This is a genomic window from Pseudomonas lactucae, assembly GCF_036688725.1.
GTDB classification, from domain to species: Bacteria; Pseudomonadota; Gammaproteobacteria; order Pseudomonadales; family Pseudomonadaceae; genus Aquipseudomonas; species Aquipseudomonas lactucae.
Genome location: NZ_JAQQPT010000005.1, coordinates 20871 through 38895, shown reverse-complemented (window position 1 = coordinate 38895; position 18025 = coordinate 20871). Strand labels below are relative to the sequence as shown.

Below are 18025 nucleotides of genomic sequence, written 5' to 3'. Positions count from 1 at the left end.
TATGTCGCAAGCCCCATAAAATCTGTCGGCTTATTCCTGCGCGCTTCGAGCAGTTTTCCGCCGCAAGCCTATACTTGGGCCACTACCAGAAGTGATTCGGGAGCTTGACGATGTTTGCGCTCATGCACAGCTCCCGCCTTGAATCGCTGCACCTGAGCATCGATCCGGTTACCGGGCTCAAGGCGGTCATCGCCATTCACAACAGCCGCCTGGGGCCTGCCTTGGGCGGCTGTCGCTATATTGCCTACCCCGACGACGACAGCGCCGTGGCCGATGCCGCGCGCCTGGCCCAGGGCATGAGCTACAAGGCGGCCCTGGCCGGGTTGCCGGTGGGCGGTGGCACGGCGGTGATCCTGCGCCCGCCCCATGTGGAAAGCCGCGCGGCGTTGTTTGAAGCCTTCGGGCGTTGTGTCGAACAACTCAATGGCCGCTACATCACCGCCATCGACAGCGGCACCTCGGTAGCCGACATGGATTGCATCGCCCAGCACACCCGCTTCGTCACCAGCACCACCGCCGCCGGCGACCCTTCGCCCCATGCGGCGATGGGCGTGTTCGCCGGCATCCGTACCACCGCCATGGCGCGCCTGGGCAGCGACAACCTCGAGGGCCTGCGCGTGGCGATCCAGGGCCTGGGCAACGTCGGATACGCCCTGGCCGAACAGCTGCACGCCGCCGGTGCCGAACTGCTGGTCAGCGACATCGACCACGGCAAGGTGCAACTGGCCATGGAACAACTGGGCGCGCACCCCATCGCCAACGACGCCTTGCTCAGCACCCCCTGCGACATCCTTGCGCCCTGCGGCCTGGGCGCGGTGTTCAACCGCACCAGCGTCGGCCAACTGCGCTGCGCCGCCGTGGCCGGTTCCGCCAGCGCGCAACTGACCAACCTGCAAGTGGCCGACCAACTGGAAGGTCGCGGCATCCTCTACGCCCCCGACTATGTGATCAACTCCGGTGGCCTGATCTACGTCGCGCTCAAACACAGCGGCGCCGAACTGCCGACCATCACCGCGCACCTGTCCAACATCGGCAAGCGTCTCACCGAAATCTATGCCCACGCCCAGGCCGAAAAACGCTCCCCCGCACGGGTCGCGGACGAACTCGCAGAGCGTCTGCTCTACCAATGAACAGGCATTAAAAAGGCCCTGGATCCAGTGATTCAGGGCCTGTTCAATTCGGGCTTTATTCCGCCGCTGCGTTGAGCAACTCGGACAACGCGTCCGGCTGGCTCTTGAACGCCTTGGCAAATACATCGCGGTTTTTCGCCATGTAGATCCCCGCTTCCTCCACCTGCTGCTCGCTCAGGGACGGCACGGCTTTTTGCAACACTTCTGCCAGCAACTCAGCGAGTTCAAGCATCTTGTCATGACGGTCAGCTTCGGCTTTATCCATGAACAAACGCTCCAGATCTCGGCTGCTGCGGTATACCACTTCGACGGCCATTCACCACCTCACATGCCTTCACGATAGTTGTCTTTTGCTACTACTGTATCGATATACAGCTAAAAGGATATGCCAAACGCCGGGGTTTGGATAGTAGGTTTTTAATGTAGTTGGGAAATGGGGGTTTGCTACACCGGAAATTTCTCATATCGCTGGGCTTTATTGTGGTGAGCGAGCTTGCTCGCGCTGGGCTGCGCAGCAGCCCCAATTCAGGCGAAGGTGTTTTTCCAGAGAGATCACGTTGCAGGGTTTGGGGGCGCTTCGCACCCCAGCGCGAGCAAGCTCGCTCACCACAGGTTAGGCGTTGGTGTTGATCAATCTGTGCCTCATATCACCCTGCCATCATCTTATACCCGCCTCTGGCCTTTTTTCTGCATGCAGAACAACCGTCACGTCCAACCCGCATTATCCGGTCGAACCGACCTAAGGAAGCACCTTCGTGAAAATCAACTGGGCCGAAAAGCTGCGTCAGCAAGTTCATGGGCTGGCCGAGTCGCTGGGCAATCTGTTTGTGGAGACGTTCCACTACCTGGCGCTGTTCGCCATTGGTGCGGTGACCGCCTGGGCGGCGGTGATGGAATTTTTGGGGATGCTGGAGAACGGGCACATCAAGATCGATGACATCTTGCTGCTGTTCATCTACCTGGAATTGGGTGCGATGGTCGGGATTTATTTCAAGACCAACCACATGCCGGTGCGCTTCCTGATCTACGTGGCGATTACGGCGCTGACGCGGCTGCTGATCTCCAACGTGTCGCACCACAACCCGCCGGACCTGGGCATCATCTACCTGTGTGGCGGCATTCTGCTGCTGGCCTTCGCGATCCTGGTGGTGCGCTATGCGTCGTCGTCGTTTCCGTCGGTGAAGGTTGAAGGCCCGCGTCGCAAGGGCGAGGCGAGCCTGGAGACCGAGAAGGGCGAGCTTTAAAGCCCGACGCTGAAGGGCAGGGGACGGCTGGGTGGCCGTTGCAACAGTTTGTGACTGTCGCCATCGGTCATCACCGCCAGGATCTCCATGGCGCTGTGGCCCTGCTCGATGGCGATGCCGAACTGGATGCTCTGCACCAGGCGTTTGAGCCGTTGCGGGTCTTTGCGTTGTTCGGCGCTGATCATGCGCTTGGCCACCACGCCGGTCTCATCGGAGAGGGTGAGCATGATGCTGCCGTCGAGCCGTTGAATGCTCAGGTTGACCCGGTATTTTGGGCTGAAGGTGTCCGTGATGATCTGAAAAGGATTGTCCATGGTGCGTTACCGCCTGATAAGAACATGCAGTCATTGACGACCGGTGTCGGGATTAGTTCGCGTTGCCTGACCACCGGCCAAAGTCCGTTTCCCTCAGAAGCTCTACAGCAAGGGGCGTGCCGTACAGCGATCCGCCTGGCGATGAGCACTCAATGTGGGAGGGGGCTTGCTCCCGATAGCGGTGTATCAGCAATGAATATTGGCCTGTGCGACCGCAATCGGGAGCCAGCCCCCTCCCACATGGGGGCTGCGTTGTGACGAAGGCCGGTGGGCTATTTCAGGGCAACACGAAAAAAACGATCGCAGACAGCGCAGTCAGCACTCCACCCAGCTGACCGCCAGGCCGCCCCGTGACGTTTCTTTGTATTTGTCATGCATGTCGGCGCCGGTGTCGCGCATGGTGCGGATCACCCGGTCGAGGGAAATGAAGTGTTTGCCGTCGCCGCGCAGGGCCATTTGTGTGGCGTTGATCGCCTTGACCGCCGCAATGGCGTTGCGCTCGATGCACGGCACCTGCACCAGGCCGCCGACCGGGTCGCAGGTCAGGCCGAGGTTGTGCTCCAGACCGATTTCGGCGGCGTTTTCCAGTTGCTCGGGCGTGGCGCCGAGGATCTCCGCCAGCCCGGCGGCGGCCATGGCGCAGGCCGAACCGACTTCGCCCTGGCAGCCCACTTCGGCACCGGAGATGGAGGCGTTTTTCTTGCACAAAATGCCAACGGCGGCTGCGGCCAGGAAGAAATTGACTACATCGTCGTCGCACGCGTCGGCGTTGAACTTCATGTAGTAATGCAGCACCGCCGGGATGATCCCTGCCGCGCCATTGGTCGGCGCGGTGACCATGCGCCCACCGGCGGCGTTCTCTTCGTTGACGGCGAGGGCGAACAGGTTGACCCATTCCATGGCCGACAAGGTCGAGGTGATGACATTGGGTTTGCCGATTTCCAACAGGCTGCGGTGCAATTTCGCCGCGCGCCGTGGTACATCCAGGCCGCCGGGCAAGATGCCTTCATCGCGCAGGCCTTGCTCCACGCATTCGCGCATCACCGACCAGATATGCAGCAGGCCGCTGCGGATGTCCTCCTCGCTGCGCCAGGCGCGTTCGTTGGCCATCATCAGTTCGCAAACGCGCAGGCCGTGTTTGTTGCACAGTGCCAGCAGTTCCACGGCACTGGAAAAGTCGTAGGGCAACTCGACATCGCTGGTCGGCGCGATACCCGACGCGGCTTCGGCCGCTTCGATGATGAAGCCGCCGCCCACCGAGTAGTACGTCTGCTCGCTGAGCAGGCCGCTGTCGCCATAGGCGTGCAGGGACATGGCGTTGGGGTGGTAGGGCAGGCTTTCGTCCAGCAGCAGGAGGTCGGTGTGCCAGTTGAAGGCAATGTCTTGTGTGCCGGCCAGCAACAAGCGGCCGGACTCGCGCAACCGCTGGATGCGTGTGTTGATTGAGGTGGGGTCGACACGGTCCGGCCATTCGCCCATCAGGCCCATCAGACAGGCGCGGTCGGTGGCGTGGCCGACGCCGGTGGCGGATAACGAGCCGTATAGGCGCACTTCGACGCGGACAATATCGCCCAGCAGGTGCTGATCGCTCAGGGCCTGGGCAAAGGTTGCCGCCGCCCGCATGGGGCCGACGGTATGGGAGCTGGACGGGCCGATGCCCACCTTGAATAGATCAAAAACACTGATAGCCATGCTAAACCCTTCCAAGCAATGGAGTAGAAATCGCTGCCATTTTTTGTCGAGCGAGCGCAATTGGCGCGATACTGAGCCGCTGGATCGGCGCTGACCAACGAATTATCCTAAGACACCCTTTAGCAGGACTAAACTCTATGACGCGCCCCCTTCATGGTCAGACTTACGTCTGGCTGCACGTGTTTTCCTGCGCAGCGCGGCATTTGTCATTTACCCGTTGCGCCGAGGAACTGCACATCACACCAGGGGCGGTGAGCCAGCAAATCCGCCAGTTGGAGGAGCGTTTGGGCTTTCGGTTGTTTCATCGGCGGGCCCGCGGCGTGGAACTCAGCGCCGAGGGGCAACGGCTGGCGGCGACGGTGGGAGAGGCTTACGGCAGCATCGATGCCGAGTTGCAGCGGCTCGATGCGGGCATGATCAGCGGCACCTTGCGCCTGCGTTCGATCCCGTCGTTTCTCGGCAAGTGGCTCACCCCACGCTTGCCGCGTTTGCAGCAACGTTTCCCGGATATCCAACTGCGCATGGTCGCCGAGGACAGCAGTATTGCCCTGCACGAGGGCGATTTCGACCTGGCCGTCGACTTGAACGACGGCAGCTACCCCGGCCTGTTATCCACCGCCCTGCTGGATGAGCAGATCTTCCCGGTGTGCGCACCGAGCCTGCTGCGTGGCCGCCCGCCCTTGCATGGTCCGGCCGACCTGGTGCATTTCCCGCTGCTGCACGACATTACCGCCTGGCGTGGGAGTTATGAGTACGCCGAGTGGGAGTTTTACCTTAACGCGATCGGCCACCCCGACGCTGATGTGCGCCGCGGCCACACCTTCAACCGCAACCACCTGACCATCGAAGCCGCCATCGCCGGCATGGGGGTGGCGATTGCACGACGCACCTTGCTGAACGATGAACTGGAGCGCGGCACCTTGATCGTGCCGTTCGGCCTGGCGGTGCCCAACCATAAGCGCTATGTGCTGCTGTATGCGCCGGGCGCGCTGAGTCATCCGGGCGTGCGTGCGGTGCACGACTGGCTGGTGGAGGAAGCGGAGATTTTTCGCGGATTGCATCCCTTGGGAGAGGGGCAATTGTAAGGTCCGCGGGGCGTAAGAAGATGTAACTAACTCCCCACCCTAACAGCGTTTTTGCTTGTCGTCAGGCTTAATTTGTAATGTAGGATTTATCTTTGCAAAGGGGTTGAATTGTTTCTGCAGGTGCTCAATTGTGTAATCAAGAGGTCATGGTTTCACCACCCTGGTGTCGCAGTTGTGACCTCTCGCGAGCTAGCTGAAATAAGGGAAGAACTATGCAAATCCAAGTCAATAGCGATAACCATATTGAAAGCAGCATCCGACTGGAGGAGTGGGTACGTACTACCATTGAGAGCACGCTCGAACGTTATGAAGAAGACCTGACCCGTGTGGAGGTCTATCTGCGGGATGAGAACGGCGACAAGCCCGGTCCCCACGATTTAAGTTGCCGCCTGGAAGCGCGGCCAAAAGGCCATCAGCCGCTGTCGGTATCCGCCAAGGGCGATACCCTGGAACAGGCAATTGACAGTGCGGCAACCAAGCTCGAACACGCTTTGGAGCATCTGTTCGGCAGACTGCAAGGTAAACCTCGCGCTGCCGGGAAGAACCAGCCGATCAACAAAGTGAATGAAGACGCGCTGGAAGAGGAATTCCTGGAAAACGAAAACGCTGTGATCAACGGCTGATCGATTTTTAACCTCCTACAAGCGGGCCTGCAAATGCAGGCCCGTTTTCGTTCAGCGGCCGCCTCGGAAAAAGTGCCGGCTCAGCACTGCCAGGCCGCCAGCCCCCAACCCTGCAAACAACATCGCCCAACCGGCGCCATGTCGCAGTGCCGCCCGGGCCTCGTTGAAGGTCAGCCCCGCCGAATCCAGTTTGCCGGCGGCAATGCTTTGGCTGATGGCCGGCCAATCCATGGCGGTGCTGTCGGGTATCACTGCCGCCAGTTGATGGCTGATCCCCAGCAACAGCACCAGGCCCATCAATGCGATGTTGAGCGCCAAGGTAATCAGTCGCGCACTGAGGTCGATGCCCGAGGCCATGCCGGCGCGATCCGCCGACACCGAACCGGTGGTGGTATTGGTGGTGGGCGAATTGGTCAGCGCCAGGCCCACGCCGGCGATCACGCAACTGAGCAGCACCAGGCCGATATTCGGTTGTTCGACCCCGTTGGCCGCCGCCATGGCCAAAAAGCCCACGCCCATCGCGCCCAGTCCCAGGGGAATGATGCGTTCAGCGCCATAGCGCAAGGCCAGGCGCTCGGCCAATGGTGGTACCAGCAAGGTGGGCAAGGTGTAGGCGAGCAGGGCGCCGCCGGTGGTCATCGTGTCGTAGCCCAGGCCCGCCTGGAAGTACAGCGGCAGATAGATCATGAATGGCCAGAAGCTGAAGTTCATGCCGATCGAACCCATCAACGCGCCGTTGAAGCGCCGGATGCGAAACACCGAAAAATCGAACATGGGGTGCGCGCTGCGCCGCTCAATACAGATGAACAGCAGGAACCCAACCAGCGCCAAACCCGCCCAGGCGAGCATGGTCGGTGTGCCGAAGCCGCGCTCGCTGCCTTGGGTGATGAAGTAAACCAAGGCAAACACTGACAGCGTCAACGTGAGCATCCCCGCGATGTCCAGCCGGTGCTCGGCCGGGTCGCGGGACTCCACCACACTGACGCGCAGCAGCACCAGGGTGAACAGGGTCAGCGGCACATGCACCAGGAACACCCAGCGCCAGTCCGCCACCGCCAGGATCAACGCGCCCACCATCGGCCCGAAGCCCAGGCCCACGCCAGCAATCACGCCCCAGATCGCAAACGCTCGTGCCCGTGCCGCCGGTTCGCGGAACAGGTGCGACAGGATGGCGAACTGGCAAATCATCATGGCACCGCCGCCGATACCCTGGACGAATCGCGCCGCGATCAGCGTGGCGGTCGAGTCGGCCAGCCCGCATGCCAGCGAGGCCAGGGCAAATACCCACAGGCACAGTACCAGCATGCGCCGCCGGCCAAAGCGGTCGGCCAATGTACCCGCCGCCATCAGCACGCTGGTACATGCCAGGGTGTAGGCGTTCATGATCCATTGAGCGTCTTGAAAACCACTGCCCAGTTGTTGCTCCAGGGTGGGCAGGATCACCGGCACGCTGGAGATTTCCAGGCCAAACATCAGGGCCACCAGGCACACGGCGGTGAGGGCGAGATTATTCCTGGCGGTGCTTGGGGCGCGGGTGACCGATAACGTCGTGGCGGGTGGCATGGGATTCTCCTGTCGATAATGGATCGGTTTATTCTCAGGGGAATCTGGTTCTTTATTTGTGATAAGTTTTCCGCTTATAGGGGAATGCAGGGCGACAAATAAACCATGGCTACTCCGCGTTTTGATGGCGTTGAACTCTTTTTACACATTGTCGAAAGCGGCAACCTGACCGAGGCCGCCGAACGGTTGAACCTCACGCGTTCCGCGGTGGGTAAAGGCTTGGCGCGATTGGAGGCGCGGTTGGGCACGTGCCTGTTGCAGCGCTCCACCCGTCGCCAGCGTTTGACCGAAGACGGGCAGGCTTACTACGAACACTGCCTGCGCGCGCTGGCGGAACTCGAGGCGGCCGAATCCGTGCTGGAAAGCGGTCGGCAACAGCCACGCGGGCGTTTGCGGGTGAGCTTGCCGCTGGCTTTCGGGCACCACTATGCGGCACCCGCGCTGTGGAGCTTGATGGATCGCTATCCCGCCTTGGAGATTGAGATTTGCTTCGCTGACCGGTTGGTGGACCTGGCGCAGGAGGGGTTCGACGTCGCCGTACGCATCGGCCCGCTGCCCGACACCGACCGCCTGAGCGCGCGGCGCCTGGGTGAACAGTCGGTGTGCCTGGCGGCGGCGCCGGCGTATATGCAGCGCGTCGGCCCGATTGAATCCATCGAAGACCTGGCCACCCATCGCGGCATCGCCTACCGCCACAACACCCCGCACCGTTCCCGCGTAGCTTCGCCGTTGCTGATGGATGATCTGCAGGCAGTGGCCGACGCCGCTATCGCAGGCGTCGGCCTGGCCTGGCTGCCGAGCTGGCTGGTTGCCCACTATGTGCTGCGCGGGCAATTGGAAGCGGTGCTGCCGGGCTACCGCGAGCAGCCGTCACCCATTCATGTGATCTGGCCGACAGCGGCGCATATGCCGGCCAAGACGCGCTGTGCGATCGACGCGTTGGTGGCCGGCACGCCCAGTTGCCTGGCGGGGAGTTGATCAGAACGCAACGGACGTCTGCACATACACCGTACGCGGTTCCCCCACATACTTACCCTTGTTGTTATCGTCAAACGAACGCGTGAAATACTGCTTGTTGAGGATGTTCTTCACCCCCACCGCCACATTCAAGTCCGACAATTGCGGGCCGAAGTCATAGGCCGCGCGGCTGTTGAACAGCATGTAGCCGGGGATGCGCCCGTTGGCGCCGTCTGCGCTTTCGGCCTGGGTATTGGCGTTGTCGGCGAACTGGCTGCTTTGGTAGCTGCTGTCGAGGTTGAGTTTCCAGCGGCCTTCGGTGTAGCCCACGCCGAGGGTGCCTTTGTGCTTGGACGAGAAGGGCACGCGGTTGCCTTTGTTCGGGCCGTCTTCGCGGATGGTGGCGTCGACATACGCGTAGGTGGCGTACACATCGAAGCCGGCCAGCGCCGGGCTCAGGCCGTCGAGTGCGTAGTTGACGCTGGTCTCGATGCCCTGGTGGCGGGTTTCGCCGCGGGCGATCACCGAGTCGTTGGTCTGGTTGCTTTCGTACTGGTTGTCGAAGTTGATCAGGAATGCGCCGATTTCCGCGCGCAGGCTGCCGTTGTCATAGCGCGTGCCCAGTTCCCAGGTGCGGGCTTTTTCCGGTTTCACTTCGCCGCTGGTCACGCGGTTGGGCATTTGGCTGTACTGCACGCTGCCGAACGAGCCTTCGGTGTTGGCGTAGAGGTTCCAGTCGTCGGTCAGGTGGTACAGCACGTTCAGCGCAGGCAGCGCGGTGTTGTAGTCGCCCTTGTATTTCACATTGGTGAGTTTGTTGGTCTGCTGGGACTCGATCATCTCGTAGCGAATGCCCGGCGTGAGGGTCCATTTGCCGATATCGATGCGGTCGTCGATGAAGAACGCATTGGCTTCGGTGCCGCCACGGGTGTCGCGGTCGTTGCGGCTGTCGGTGCTGGGCAGTTGCTGGTTGTTGGCGGAAATGGGCGTGCGGTAGCGCAGTTCGTGGCCGGCCTCGTTGATGTAGCGATAGCCCACGCCGACTTCATGGCTGGTAGGGCCGAGATCGAAGCCCTGGGCGAAACGGGTTTCCAGGCCGCGTACCCAATATTCACGCGGGGACAGCGAGAGGAATGTGCCCTGGTCCAGGTAGCCGCTGCGCAGGGTCTTGGTGAAGAAACTGTTGACGGTGAACTCGCGCCGGTCCTGCTCATAGCGATAGCCGACGTTGAACATCGTACGGCGGCCCCAGAATTTGTCGTAGGCGCGGGTGGACTGGTACGGGTCGGCCTTGTAGTCCGCCACGTTCAAACCACCGGGCATGTCGGCCTGACCTTCGTAGTACTGCGCCATGGCGTTGAAACTGTTGGCGTCGTCGAGCTGATATTTGCCCTTGAGGATCAGGTCGTCGATGTGTGTATCGCTGCGCTCGCGCCAGTCACCGCCGCGGGTGCCGGAGTACAGAATCGCGCCGCCCAGGCCGTTGTCGGCGGTACCGCCGGCCAGCAGGTTACCGGTGGTCTTGAAGCCGTCGTGGCTGGAGGACGGGCTGGTTTCGGTCTGCAAGCCGCCCTTGACGGTGGGCGCGTCCGGGATCGCACGGGTCACGAAGTTGACCACGCCACCGACGTTCTGCGGGCCGTAGCGCACGGCGCCGCCTCCGCGCACGACGTCCACCGCATCCATGTTGCCCATACTGATCGGCGCGAACGATAGCTGCGGCTGGCCGTATGGCGCGAAGGGCACCGGGATGCCGTCCATCAGCACCGTGGAGCGCGACGCCAGGCGCGGGTTGAGGCCGCGAATGCCGAAGTTAAGCGCCATGTCGTGGCTGCCGGTGCCGTTGTTGTCCGGCGCGTTGACGCCGGGGATGCGGTTGAGCACGTCCTTGGCCTGGGTGGCGCCTTGGCGTTCGAACTCCTCGCGGCGGATCACGTCACGGGCGCCGGGGTGTACGAACACATTGGTCTGCGCCGCATCGCCGAGCCAGTCGCCGACCACGCTGGAGGTGGCCAGCTCAACGCTCGTGGATGCATTGGCCGGTTGCAGGCTGAAGGCGTTGTCGCCTTCGGGCCGGGCTTGCAGACCGGTGCCTTCCAGCAGTTTTTGCAGGCCGTCGGCGGCGCTGTAATTGCCGGACAAACCACGGCTCTGCAAGCCCGCCGTTACGTCGGAACCGAAGGAAATCAGCACGCCGGCTTCGCGGCCAAACTGGTTCAGCGCAGCCTCAAGCGAGGTCGGGGCGATGTGATAAGGCTTGGCGTCGGCCGCCATCACGCAAGGCAATACCGTGAAACTGAGGCTGGCGCCCAGGAACAGTTGGCGCAAGGTGCGGGCGATAAGGGTCGGCTGCTGGGGCATGAAGGGCGGTCCTGAGAAGGAAGGATCAAGGTGGCTTTCCTTCTCTGTCACGCGAGGCTGGGAAAACGGCTCACTGTTTTTTAAATGGATTCAGACGCGTGCCTGGACGGTCACCCAGTAGCGGGTAAAACGTCGCACTTTTACCGGCAGGCTGACCTCCAGCAGGTCGAGAATGCGTTCGCTGTTATCCAGCGGGTAGCTGCCGGAGATCAGCAGGTCGGCCACCTGCGGGTCGCAATTGAGCTGGCCACGACGGTAACGGCCCAACTCGCCGAGGAAGTCTTCCAGGCGCATATGCGCGGCCACCAGCATGCCGTCGGCCCAGGCGCCGCTGTTGGCCTCGGTGGAGCGCGGCGTGTCCCAGCCTTTAGCGGTGAAATTGACCTGGCGCCTGGCCTCTACCCTGAGCGGCGGGCCGCTGTAATCGTTGGGCATCACCTCGACCTGGCCGGCGAGTGCCGCCAGTTGGGTGTGGTCATTGAACTGGCGCACATTCAGGCGCGCCGCCTGGCTGGTGAGCAGGCCCTGGCCGGTGAGCACCTGCAGTGGCGCGTTGCCGGCGATGCCGCTGAGCATGATCTCGCCTTCGAGCAGGCGGATCAGGCGCTGGCTGCCGTCGAAATGCACATCCACCGCACTGCCGGTATTGAGCTGCAACTGGCTGCCGTCGGCCAATTGCACCTTGCGCCGCTGGCCCACCGGGCTGCGGTAGTCGGCGCTCAGCGGTGGCAGGATATGTTGCTGGCGCAGGCTCCAGGCCGCGGCAGAACCGGCGCCGAGGATGAGCAGCAGCTTGAGCGCCTGGCGCCGGCTGGTGGTGGTCGGCGCATTCAAGGCGGCCTGGGCCAGGGGCGAGGGCATGCCGCGCAGACGTTGGTTGACGTGCTGGATATGGTCCCAGGCGCGCTGGTGTTCGCTGTGGGCATTCAGCCAGCGCTGCCAGGCTGCGTGCTGGCGCGGGTTGAGTGCGCCTTGCTGCGTTTCCATCAGCCAGCGCACGGCTTGTTCGGCGACCTGGTTCGAGACATTCATAGGGCGAAGTAGCAGCGCAGGGCGGCTTTATGCAGGTGGCGTTTGACGGTGGCGATGGAGATACCCAGTTCGGCGCCGATTTGCGCGTAGGTCAGGCCATCGAGTTGCGCCAGCAGGAAGGCGCGCTTGACCTGGACGGGCAGGCCGTCGAGCAGTTGGTCCAGCTCCACCAGGGTTTGCAGGATGATCGCGCGTTCTTCTTCCGACGGCGCCACGCATTCGGGCATCTGCGCCAGGGCGTCGAGGTAGGCGCGTTCCAGGTCCTGGCGACGGTAGAAGTTGTACAGCACGCGCTTGGCGATTGTGGTGAGGAACGCGCGCGGTTCGATCAACGTGGGAACTTCGCGGGCAGTGAGCACGCGGATGAAGGTGTCCTGCGCCAGGTCGGCGGCGCTTTCCGGGCAGCCGAGTTTGCGTCGCAACCAGCCGGTAAGCCAGTGGTGATGGTTGTTGTACAGGACTTCGACGGTGTGGGACGGGCTCAACAGGAACACTCCACAAGCCTCGACAAGCTTTAGAGAACAAGAATTGTTCGCATTGTAGGGTGCCGGACCAGGTTCGGCAATCCGCTTGGCAGGGTGATTCATCCGTTCTGTTTTGCTTGTGAGAATATTTATCATTAATATTGCGCACTGATCACCCTGGCGCCTCCCGTATGAAAAGCAAACCCTCATTGCCCCTTGCTTATCGCTTCGCCGTCGCCTCGCGTGTGCTGGCCGCGGTCGTCGGCGGCTATCTGATGGCGTCCCTGGCCAGTATCTGCCTGGCATTGTGGCTGCCCGCCTCCCGAGCGGATGCAGTGATCACCGGGATGCTGAGTTCGTTTGCGTACTACCTGTTGGCGGTCTTGTGGTGCTTTGCCTGCCGTACGGCATGGCGCGCCTGGGCTGGCGTCATGTTGCCGAGCGCGGCGTTTGCCACCCTGGCGGGTGTAGGCGTGTGGATGACGCGAGCATGAAAGAGGGATTTCGCCAAGCCATGGCCTGGTTGCACACCTGGGTCGGATTGGTTTTTGGCTGGCTGCTGTTTGCGATTTTCCTGACGGGCACGCTGACCTATTTCAAGCAGGAGATCAGCCATTGGATGCAGCCGGAAGTGCAGGCCTATCCGCGGGACGATGCGCGCAGCCTCAGCGTCGCGCAAAACTACCTGCAACACGTCGCGCCCACCGCCGCGCGCTGGTTCATTATCCTGCCAAATAGCCGCGACCCCGGCCTGTCGGTGATGTGGCAAGACAAGCTCGACCCCGGCAAGCGCGGCAATTTCAGTCGCAAAACCCTCGACCCCGTCAGTGGGCAAGCGGTGGCGGCGCGTGAAAGCAAGGGCGGCGAGTTTTTCTACCGTTTCCACTACGAGTTGCAAATGCCTTACCCCTGGGGGCGCTGGCTGGCCACCGTCGCGGCAATGGCGATGTTCGTGGCACTGATCACCGGCATCATTACCCACAAGAAAATCTTCAAAGACTTTTTCACCTTCCGTCCCCGCAAAGGCCAGCGTTCCTGGCTCGACGGGCATAACGCGGTGGGTGTGCTTGTGCTGCCATTCCACCTGATGATCACCTACAGCAGCCTGGTGATCTTTATGAACATGGTGATGCCGGCGCCGATCCTGGCTGCCTATGAAGGAGATACACGCGCCTTCTTCAGCGAGTTATTCCCCGCCACCGACAACGCACCGGCTCAGGGTGTGCCGGGCAAGTTGCTGGCGCTGCTGCCGATGTACGAGCAGGCGCGGGCGCAGTGGGCGGGCGGAGAAGTCGGGCGTATCGCGGTGAATAACCCGAGTGATGTGAACGCGTCGGTCAATGTGTTCCGCGCCGGTTCCGACAACGTGGTGCATGACTTCGGCAGCGTCGTGCAATTCAACGGCACTACTGGCCAGTTGCTACGGGTCAGCGGTGAACCGTCGCTGCCGACGGTCATCGCCGGCGGGTTCTTCGGTCTGCACATGGGCCATTTCGCCGGCCCGGTGTTGCGCTGGTTGTACTTTATCTGCGGCCTGGCGGGCACGGCGATGATCGGCACCGGGCTGGTGCTCTGGCTGGGCAAGCGCCAGCTCAAGCACGCCAAGACCGCTGTGATGCCGTTCGAGCTGCGGCTGGTGGAAGTGCTGAACGTTGCCAGCATGTCCGGGTTGTTGATCGCCATCGCGGCGTTCTTCTGGGCCAACCGTCTGCTGCCGGTAAGCTTCGCCGAGCGTTCCGGCTGGGAGGTGCAGACCTTTTTTATCGCCTGGGGCCTGAGCCTGTTGCACGCCGTCCTGCGTCGTGGTCGCCAGGCGTGGGTGGAGCAATTGAGCTTCGCTGCGCTGCTGTTTATGGCGGTGCCGCTGCTCAATGCCCTCACCACGCATCAACATCTGGGCGTATCCCTGGCACGGGGCGACTGGGCCATGGCCGGCTTCGACCTGACCTGCCTGGCCAGCGGCGTGTTCCTCGCCTGGGCGGCCTGGAAGATGCAGCACCGCGCGGCGCCGCAGCCCAAGGCGCAACGCATGCCTGCGCTGCCGCTCAAGCAGGAGGCGAACTGAATGTTGCTCGCGCTCTTGATGTGTTATGCCGGGTTCACCGCGTTGTGCCTGACCACAGACCGCCATCACGGTGAACTGCTGCACAGCAAGCCAACGCCGCGTCGGCGCCTGGGGTTGCGTGTGGCGGGAGGGTTGCTGCTGGCCCTTGCGATCGGGCCCGCCGTGAGTGCTACCGGTTGGGCCCAGGGTCTGGTGGAGTGGTGCGCGGTGTTGATGCTCAGCGCACTGCTGCTGGTGCTGTTGTTGCCGTATCGGCCAAGGCTGGCCTTGATCCTCGCGGGTGTCGGCCTGCTGACCAGCCCCGTCGTGGCCTTTGCCGTCCTCTGAGCCCCGCCATGATGATCAGCCCCCCATCCGAACCCCAGGACAGCCCGCAGGCTGACGCGACGGGCGGGCGTGCGTATTTCCTGCAGGTGTTTTTGTCCCAGCGTTCGCAGATGGAGGCCCTGGTGAGCCGACGCGTGGGCTGCCGCGCCACGGCGGCCGACCTGGTGCAGGACCTGTTCCTGCGCTTCTGGCGCCGGCCGCTGGTGCAGGTCGAAGAGCTCAGCACCTATCTGCTGCGCTGCGCCGGCAATATCGCCATCGACCACCTGCGCAGCGAAGGCGCGCGGGCGCGCAGCAGTGAAGGCTGGTTGCCCGAGCAGCAGGACAACCAGGGCTGCGAACCCCAGGCCGCACTGGAGGCAGGCAACGATTTGCGCCATGTCGAAGCCGCCTTGCGCAGCCTGCCCGAGCGCACACGCCAGATTTTCCTGCTCAACCGTATCCACGGCCGCAAGTACGCGCAAATCGCCAAGGCCATGGGGCTGTCCCAAAGCGCCGTGGAAAAACATATGATGCGTGCCCTCGAAGCCTGCAAGGCCAGCCTTCGTGAGCCATCGCCCCCACGCACGCCAGGGAAAGCACCGTGACCGTCACTCCCACGCCCGATCAGGAACACGCCGCGCTGGCCTGGTTGAGCCTGCTGCACGACCAGCCCAGCAGCGGCGACCAGGCCACGTTCAGCCGTTGGCTGCGTGCCGATCCCGCCCATGCCGAGGCATATGCCCAGGCTCAGGTGTTGTGGGAATTGAGCGAGCAACCCGCGCGTAGGCTGGCGGACGAAGAAGCCCTGGCGCTGCAGGGCTACCTCAATGCGATGAATACGTCCAAGCGCTCGCGTGCAGTGCGCGGGGCCGGCGCTTTGGCCATGGCGGCGTGCCTGCTGCTGATGGTGTCGATGGGTGCCGGTTGGCAGCCGTTGCGCTGGGTCGATGACTTGGGCGCCGATTACGTCACGGCGCCGGGGGAATTGAAGACTGTCACCCTGGCCGACCAGTCCCAGGTCACCCTCGACGCCGATAGCGCGATTGCCGTGGATTTCAGCCATGGCGAGCGGCACATCCAACTGCGCCGTGGCGCCGGTTTTTTCAGCGTGAACCACACCGGCGAGTCCTTTGTAGTGGAGGCGGGCGGTGGGCAAGCACGGGTGTTGGGGACGCAGTTCGAGGTGCGCCTGCAGCCGGTGGGGGCCGAGGTCACAGTGCTGTCGGGGCGAGTGGGCGTGACGCCGTCGAAGCAGGCCCGGCAGCAAATCCTCACGGCAGGCCAGCAAGTGGCCTACGCCGAGGGTATGGCTGGGCCACTGCAGGCGGTGGACAGCCAATCGCGCCTGGCCTGGCGCGATGGCTGGCTCAACTATTACAAGGCGCCGTTGGCCGATGTGATCAAGGATTTGGCTCGCTACTACCCTGGCCGCATCCTGCTGCTCAACGAAGAGATGGGCGCCAGGCGCGTCAGCGGCAGTTTCCCGAGCAAAGACCCGCAAGCGGTGTTGAACGCGTTGCAGGCGGTGCTGGGGTTTGAGCAGCACAAGCTGCTGGGGCGGATGATCGTGGTGCGCTGACTACTTCAGCGCCGCCATGATCGCATCCGGGTTGTAGTCGCGAATCAGCGTCCCGTTCACGTCCACAAACGGAATCCCGCCGCCGCCCAGCGCCTCATATGTCTTGCGCGCCTGGGCGTCCTTCTCGATATCGAACGCCTGGTAGGGAATGCCTTTGTGGTCCAGAAAGCGGCGGATCTGCTTGCAGTAGCCGCACCACTCGGTGGCGTAGAGCACCACGCGCGCCGAGGTGCGTACCGGCTCCGGCGCCACCTGCGAGGGGTTGAACACCCGCTCGATCTTGCCCCAGTTCTGGATCGCCACCACGACCAACAACACCAGCAGGACTTTCTTGAGTACCCCGCCCAGCATCAGTTACGGCGCTTGAGCTGATCGGTCAATTGCGTCGGCAGGCCCTTGATGATCAAGGTGCCGGCAGCTTCGTCGTATTCGATCTTGTCGCCCAGCAGGTGTGCTTCAAAACTGATCGACAGGCCTTCGGCGCGGCCGGTGAAGCGACGGAACTGGTTGAGCGTGCGCTTATCCGCCGGGATTTCCGGCGACAGGCCGTAGTCCTTGTTGCGGATATGGTCGTAGAACGCTTTAGGCCGATCTTCATCAATCAACCCCGACAGTTCTTCCAGGCCCATGGGCTCGCCGAGCTTGGCCTGGCTGCTGGCGTAGTCCACCAGGGTCTTGGTTTTTTCGCGGGCGGATTCGTCCGGCAGGTCTTCGCTTTCAACGAAGTCACTGAAGGCCTTGAGCAGGGTGCGGGTCTCGCCGGGGCCGTCGACGCCTTCCTGGCAGCCGATAAAGTCGCGGAAGTACTCCGAGACCTTCTTGCCGTTCTTGCCTTTGATAAACGAAATGTACTGCTTGGACTGCTTGTTGTTCTGCCATTCAGACACGTTGATCCGCGCGGCCAGGTGCAGTTGGCCCAGGTCAAGGTGACGGGACGGGGTCACGTCCAGCTCATCGGTCACCGCCACGCCTTCGCTGTGGTGCAGCAGGGCGATGGCCAGGTAATCGGTCATGCCTTGCTGGTAATGGGCAAACAACACGTGGCCGCCGGTGGAAAGGTTGGATTCTTCCATCAGCTTCTGCAGGTGTTCGACCGCGGTGCGGCTGAACGTGGTGAAATCCTGGCCACCGTCGAAATACTCCTTCAACCAGCCGCTGAACGGGTGCGCGCCGGACTCGGCATGGAAGAAACCCCAGGCCTTGCCTTGTTTGGCGTTGTAGCTCTCGTTGAGGTCGGCAAGCATGTTCTCGATGGCGGCCGATTCAGACAGCTCCGAATCGCGGGCGTGGAGAACTGCGGGTGTGCCGTCGGGTTTTTTGTCGATCAGGTGGACGATGCAATGACGGATCGGCATGGGCTTCTCGGCTGGTTGAAGGGGAGCGGTTGGCCTCCCCGAAAAGTCGACAAGTGTACCGCACCCATTGGCCAAGACACCCCTCGAAGGCGGTTTTGGCCTTCCTCTGACGAGGCATATGCCTTTTTTTCACGGTTTAGAGCGATAAAGCTGACCAAATGGGTAGGTAGAGGCGGATATTTCCCCGTCTCTGTGCTAGTTTTGCCCCGTCTTACGCCGCGTCTCGGCGTTAAGCGTGCATTCAGCATCTGT

General features: G+C 62.4%; 19 protein-coding genes. 10 read left to right on the top strand and 9 right to left on the bottom strand.

Annotated features, from left to right (window positions below; genetic code table 11):
* The first annotated feature begins 110 nt into the window (after positions 1-110).
* Complete coding sequence (locus V6M90_RS06685) at positions 111-1130, top strand: Glu/Leu/Phe/Val dehydrogenase family protein (protein WP_078731687.1); 1020 nt, start codon at positions 111-113, stop codon at positions 1128-1130.
* Between the two features lie 55 nt (positions 1131-1185).
* Here V6M90_RS06685 and V6M90_RS06680 read toward each other — a convergent pair whose 3' ends face one another.
* The gene (locus V6M90_RS06680; RefSeq protein WP_003171979.1) at positions 1186-1446 is read right to left on the bottom strand and encodes a YebG family protein; all 261 of its coding nucleotides are present in this window, start codon (positions 1444-1446) and stop codon (positions 1186-1188) included.
* Positions 1447-1885: 439 nt separating this feature from the next.
* On the opposite strand from V6M90_RS06680, the gene V6M90_RS06675 reads away from it, so the two are divergent.
* The gene (locus tag V6M90_RS06675) at positions 1886-2374 is read left to right on the top strand and encodes a phosphate-starvation-inducible protein PsiE (RefSeq protein WP_003171980.1); all 489 of its coding nucleotides are present in this window, start codon (positions 1886-1888) and stop codon (positions 2372-2374) included.
* Here V6M90_RS06675 and V6M90_RS06670 read toward each other — a convergent pair.
* On the bottom strand, positions 2371-2688 hold the full coding sequence (locus V6M90_RS06670; RefSeq protein ID WP_003171981.1) for a DUF3509 domain-containing protein: 318 nt from the start codon (positions 2686-2688) through the stop codon (positions 2371-2373). The genes V6M90_RS06675 and V6M90_RS06670 overlap by 4 nt on opposite strands.
* 315 nt (positions 2689-3003) lie before the next feature.
* Positions 3004-4380, bottom strand: a complete 1377-nt coding sequence (locus tag V6M90_RS06665) for an L-serine ammonia-lyase (protein WP_332846228.1) — start codon at positions 4378-4380, stop codon at positions 3004-3006.
* 137 nt (positions 4381-4517) lie between these two features.
* Here V6M90_RS06665 and V6M90_RS06660 point away from each other — a divergent pair, with 137 nt between their 5' ends.
* Together V6M90_RS06660 and V6M90_RS06655 are read left to right on the top strand one after the other, a co-directional pair.
* Complete coding sequence (locus V6M90_RS06660) at positions 4518-5465, top strand: LysR substrate-binding domain-containing protein (RefSeq protein ID WP_003171983.1); 948 nt, start codon at positions 4518-4520, stop codon at positions 5463-5465.
* Positions 5466-5677: 212 nt separating this feature from the next.
* Complete coding sequence (locus V6M90_RS06655; protein ID WP_003171985.1) at positions 5678-6088, top strand: HPF/RaiA family ribosome-associated protein; 411 nt, start codon at positions 5678-5680, stop codon at positions 6086-6088.
* Between the two features lie 51 nt (positions 6089-6139).
* Here V6M90_RS06655 and V6M90_RS06650 read toward each other — a convergent pair whose 3' ends face one another.
* Positions 6140-7651, bottom strand: a complete 1512-nt coding sequence (locus V6M90_RS06650; protein WP_141064064.1) for an MFS transporter — start codon at positions 7649-7651, stop codon at positions 6140-6142.
* Between the two features lie 105 nt (positions 7652-7756).
* Here V6M90_RS06650 and V6M90_RS06645 point away from each other — a divergent pair, with 105 nt between their 5' ends.
* A complete protein-coding gene (locus tag V6M90_RS06645; RefSeq protein ID WP_141064065.1) occupies positions 7757-8629 on the top strand; it encodes a LysR family transcriptional regulator in 873 nt (290 codons plus the stop codon).
* Here the strand turns inward: V6M90_RS06645 and fecA are convergent, their stop codons facing one another.
* From fecA to V6M90_RS06630, 3 genes are all read right to left on the bottom strand, one after another.
* A complete protein-coding gene (gene fecA, locus V6M90_RS06640; RefSeq protein ID WP_332846227.1) occupies positions 8630-10969 on the bottom strand; it encodes a TonB-dependent Fe(3+) dicitrate receptor FecA in 2340 nt (779 codons plus the stop codon).
* 90 nt (positions 10970-11059) lie between these two features.
* Positions 11060-12001: a FecR domain-containing protein gene (locus tag V6M90_RS06635; protein ID WP_332846226.1), complete on the bottom strand. Its 942-nt coding sequence runs from the start codon at positions 11999-12001 to the stop codon at positions 11060-11062.
* Complete coding sequence (locus V6M90_RS06630) at positions 11998-12486, bottom strand: sigma-70 family RNA polymerase sigma factor (protein ID WP_042944217.1); 489 nt, start codon at positions 12484-12486, stop codon at positions 11998-12000. The genes V6M90_RS06635 and V6M90_RS06630 overlap by 4 nt, the downstream gene beginning before the upstream one ends.
* Positions 12487-12656: 170 nt before the next feature.
* Between V6M90_RS06630 and V6M90_RS06625 the strand changes: the two genes are divergently transcribed.
* The 5 genes from V6M90_RS06625 to V6M90_RS06605 are packed head-to-tail and all read left to right on the top strand — an operon-like array spanning position 12657 to position 16418.
* Complete coding sequence (locus tag V6M90_RS06625; RefSeq protein WP_042944219.1) at positions 12657-12959, top strand: DUF3649 domain-containing protein; 303 nt, start codon at positions 12657-12659, stop codon at positions 12957-12959.
* A complete protein-coding gene (locus V6M90_RS06620; protein ID WP_141064069.1) occupies positions 12956-14530 on the top strand; it encodes a PepSY-associated TM helix domain-containing protein in 1575 nt (524 codons plus the stop codon). Before V6M90_RS06625 ends, V6M90_RS06620 begins: the two co-directional genes overlap by 4 nt.
* On the top strand, positions 14531-14857 hold the full coding sequence (locus V6M90_RS06615; protein ID WP_141064070.1) for a DUF3325 domain-containing protein: 327 nt from the start codon (positions 14531-14533) through the stop codon (positions 14855-14857).
* 8 nt (positions 14858-14865) lie between these two features.
* Positions 14866-15444, top strand: coding sequence for an RNA polymerase sigma factor (locus V6M90_RS06610; protein WP_003171994.1), 579 nt, complete (start codon positions 14866-14868; stop codon positions 15442-15444).
* Positions 15441-16418: a FecR family protein gene (locus tag V6M90_RS06605; protein WP_332846225.1), complete on the top strand. Its 978-nt coding sequence runs from the start codon at positions 15441-15443 to the stop codon at positions 16416-16418. The genes V6M90_RS06610 and V6M90_RS06605 overlap by 4 nt, the downstream gene beginning before the upstream one ends.
* Here V6M90_RS06605 and V6M90_RS06600 read toward each other — a convergent pair whose 3' ends face one another.
* A complete protein-coding gene (locus tag V6M90_RS06600) occupies positions 16419-16769 on the bottom strand; it encodes a glutaredoxin family protein (protein ID WP_003171996.1) in 351 nt (116 codons plus the stop codon). It abuts the gene before it with no gap.
* The gene (gene yejK / locus V6M90_RS06595) at positions 16769-17773 is read right to left on the bottom strand and encodes a nucleoid-associated protein YejK (protein ID WP_003171997.1); all 1005 of its coding nucleotides are present in this window, start codon (positions 17771-17773) and stop codon (positions 16769-16771) included. Before yejK ends, V6M90_RS06600 begins: the two co-directional genes overlap by 1 nt.
* Between the last annotated feature and the right edge of the window lie 252 nt (positions 17774-18025).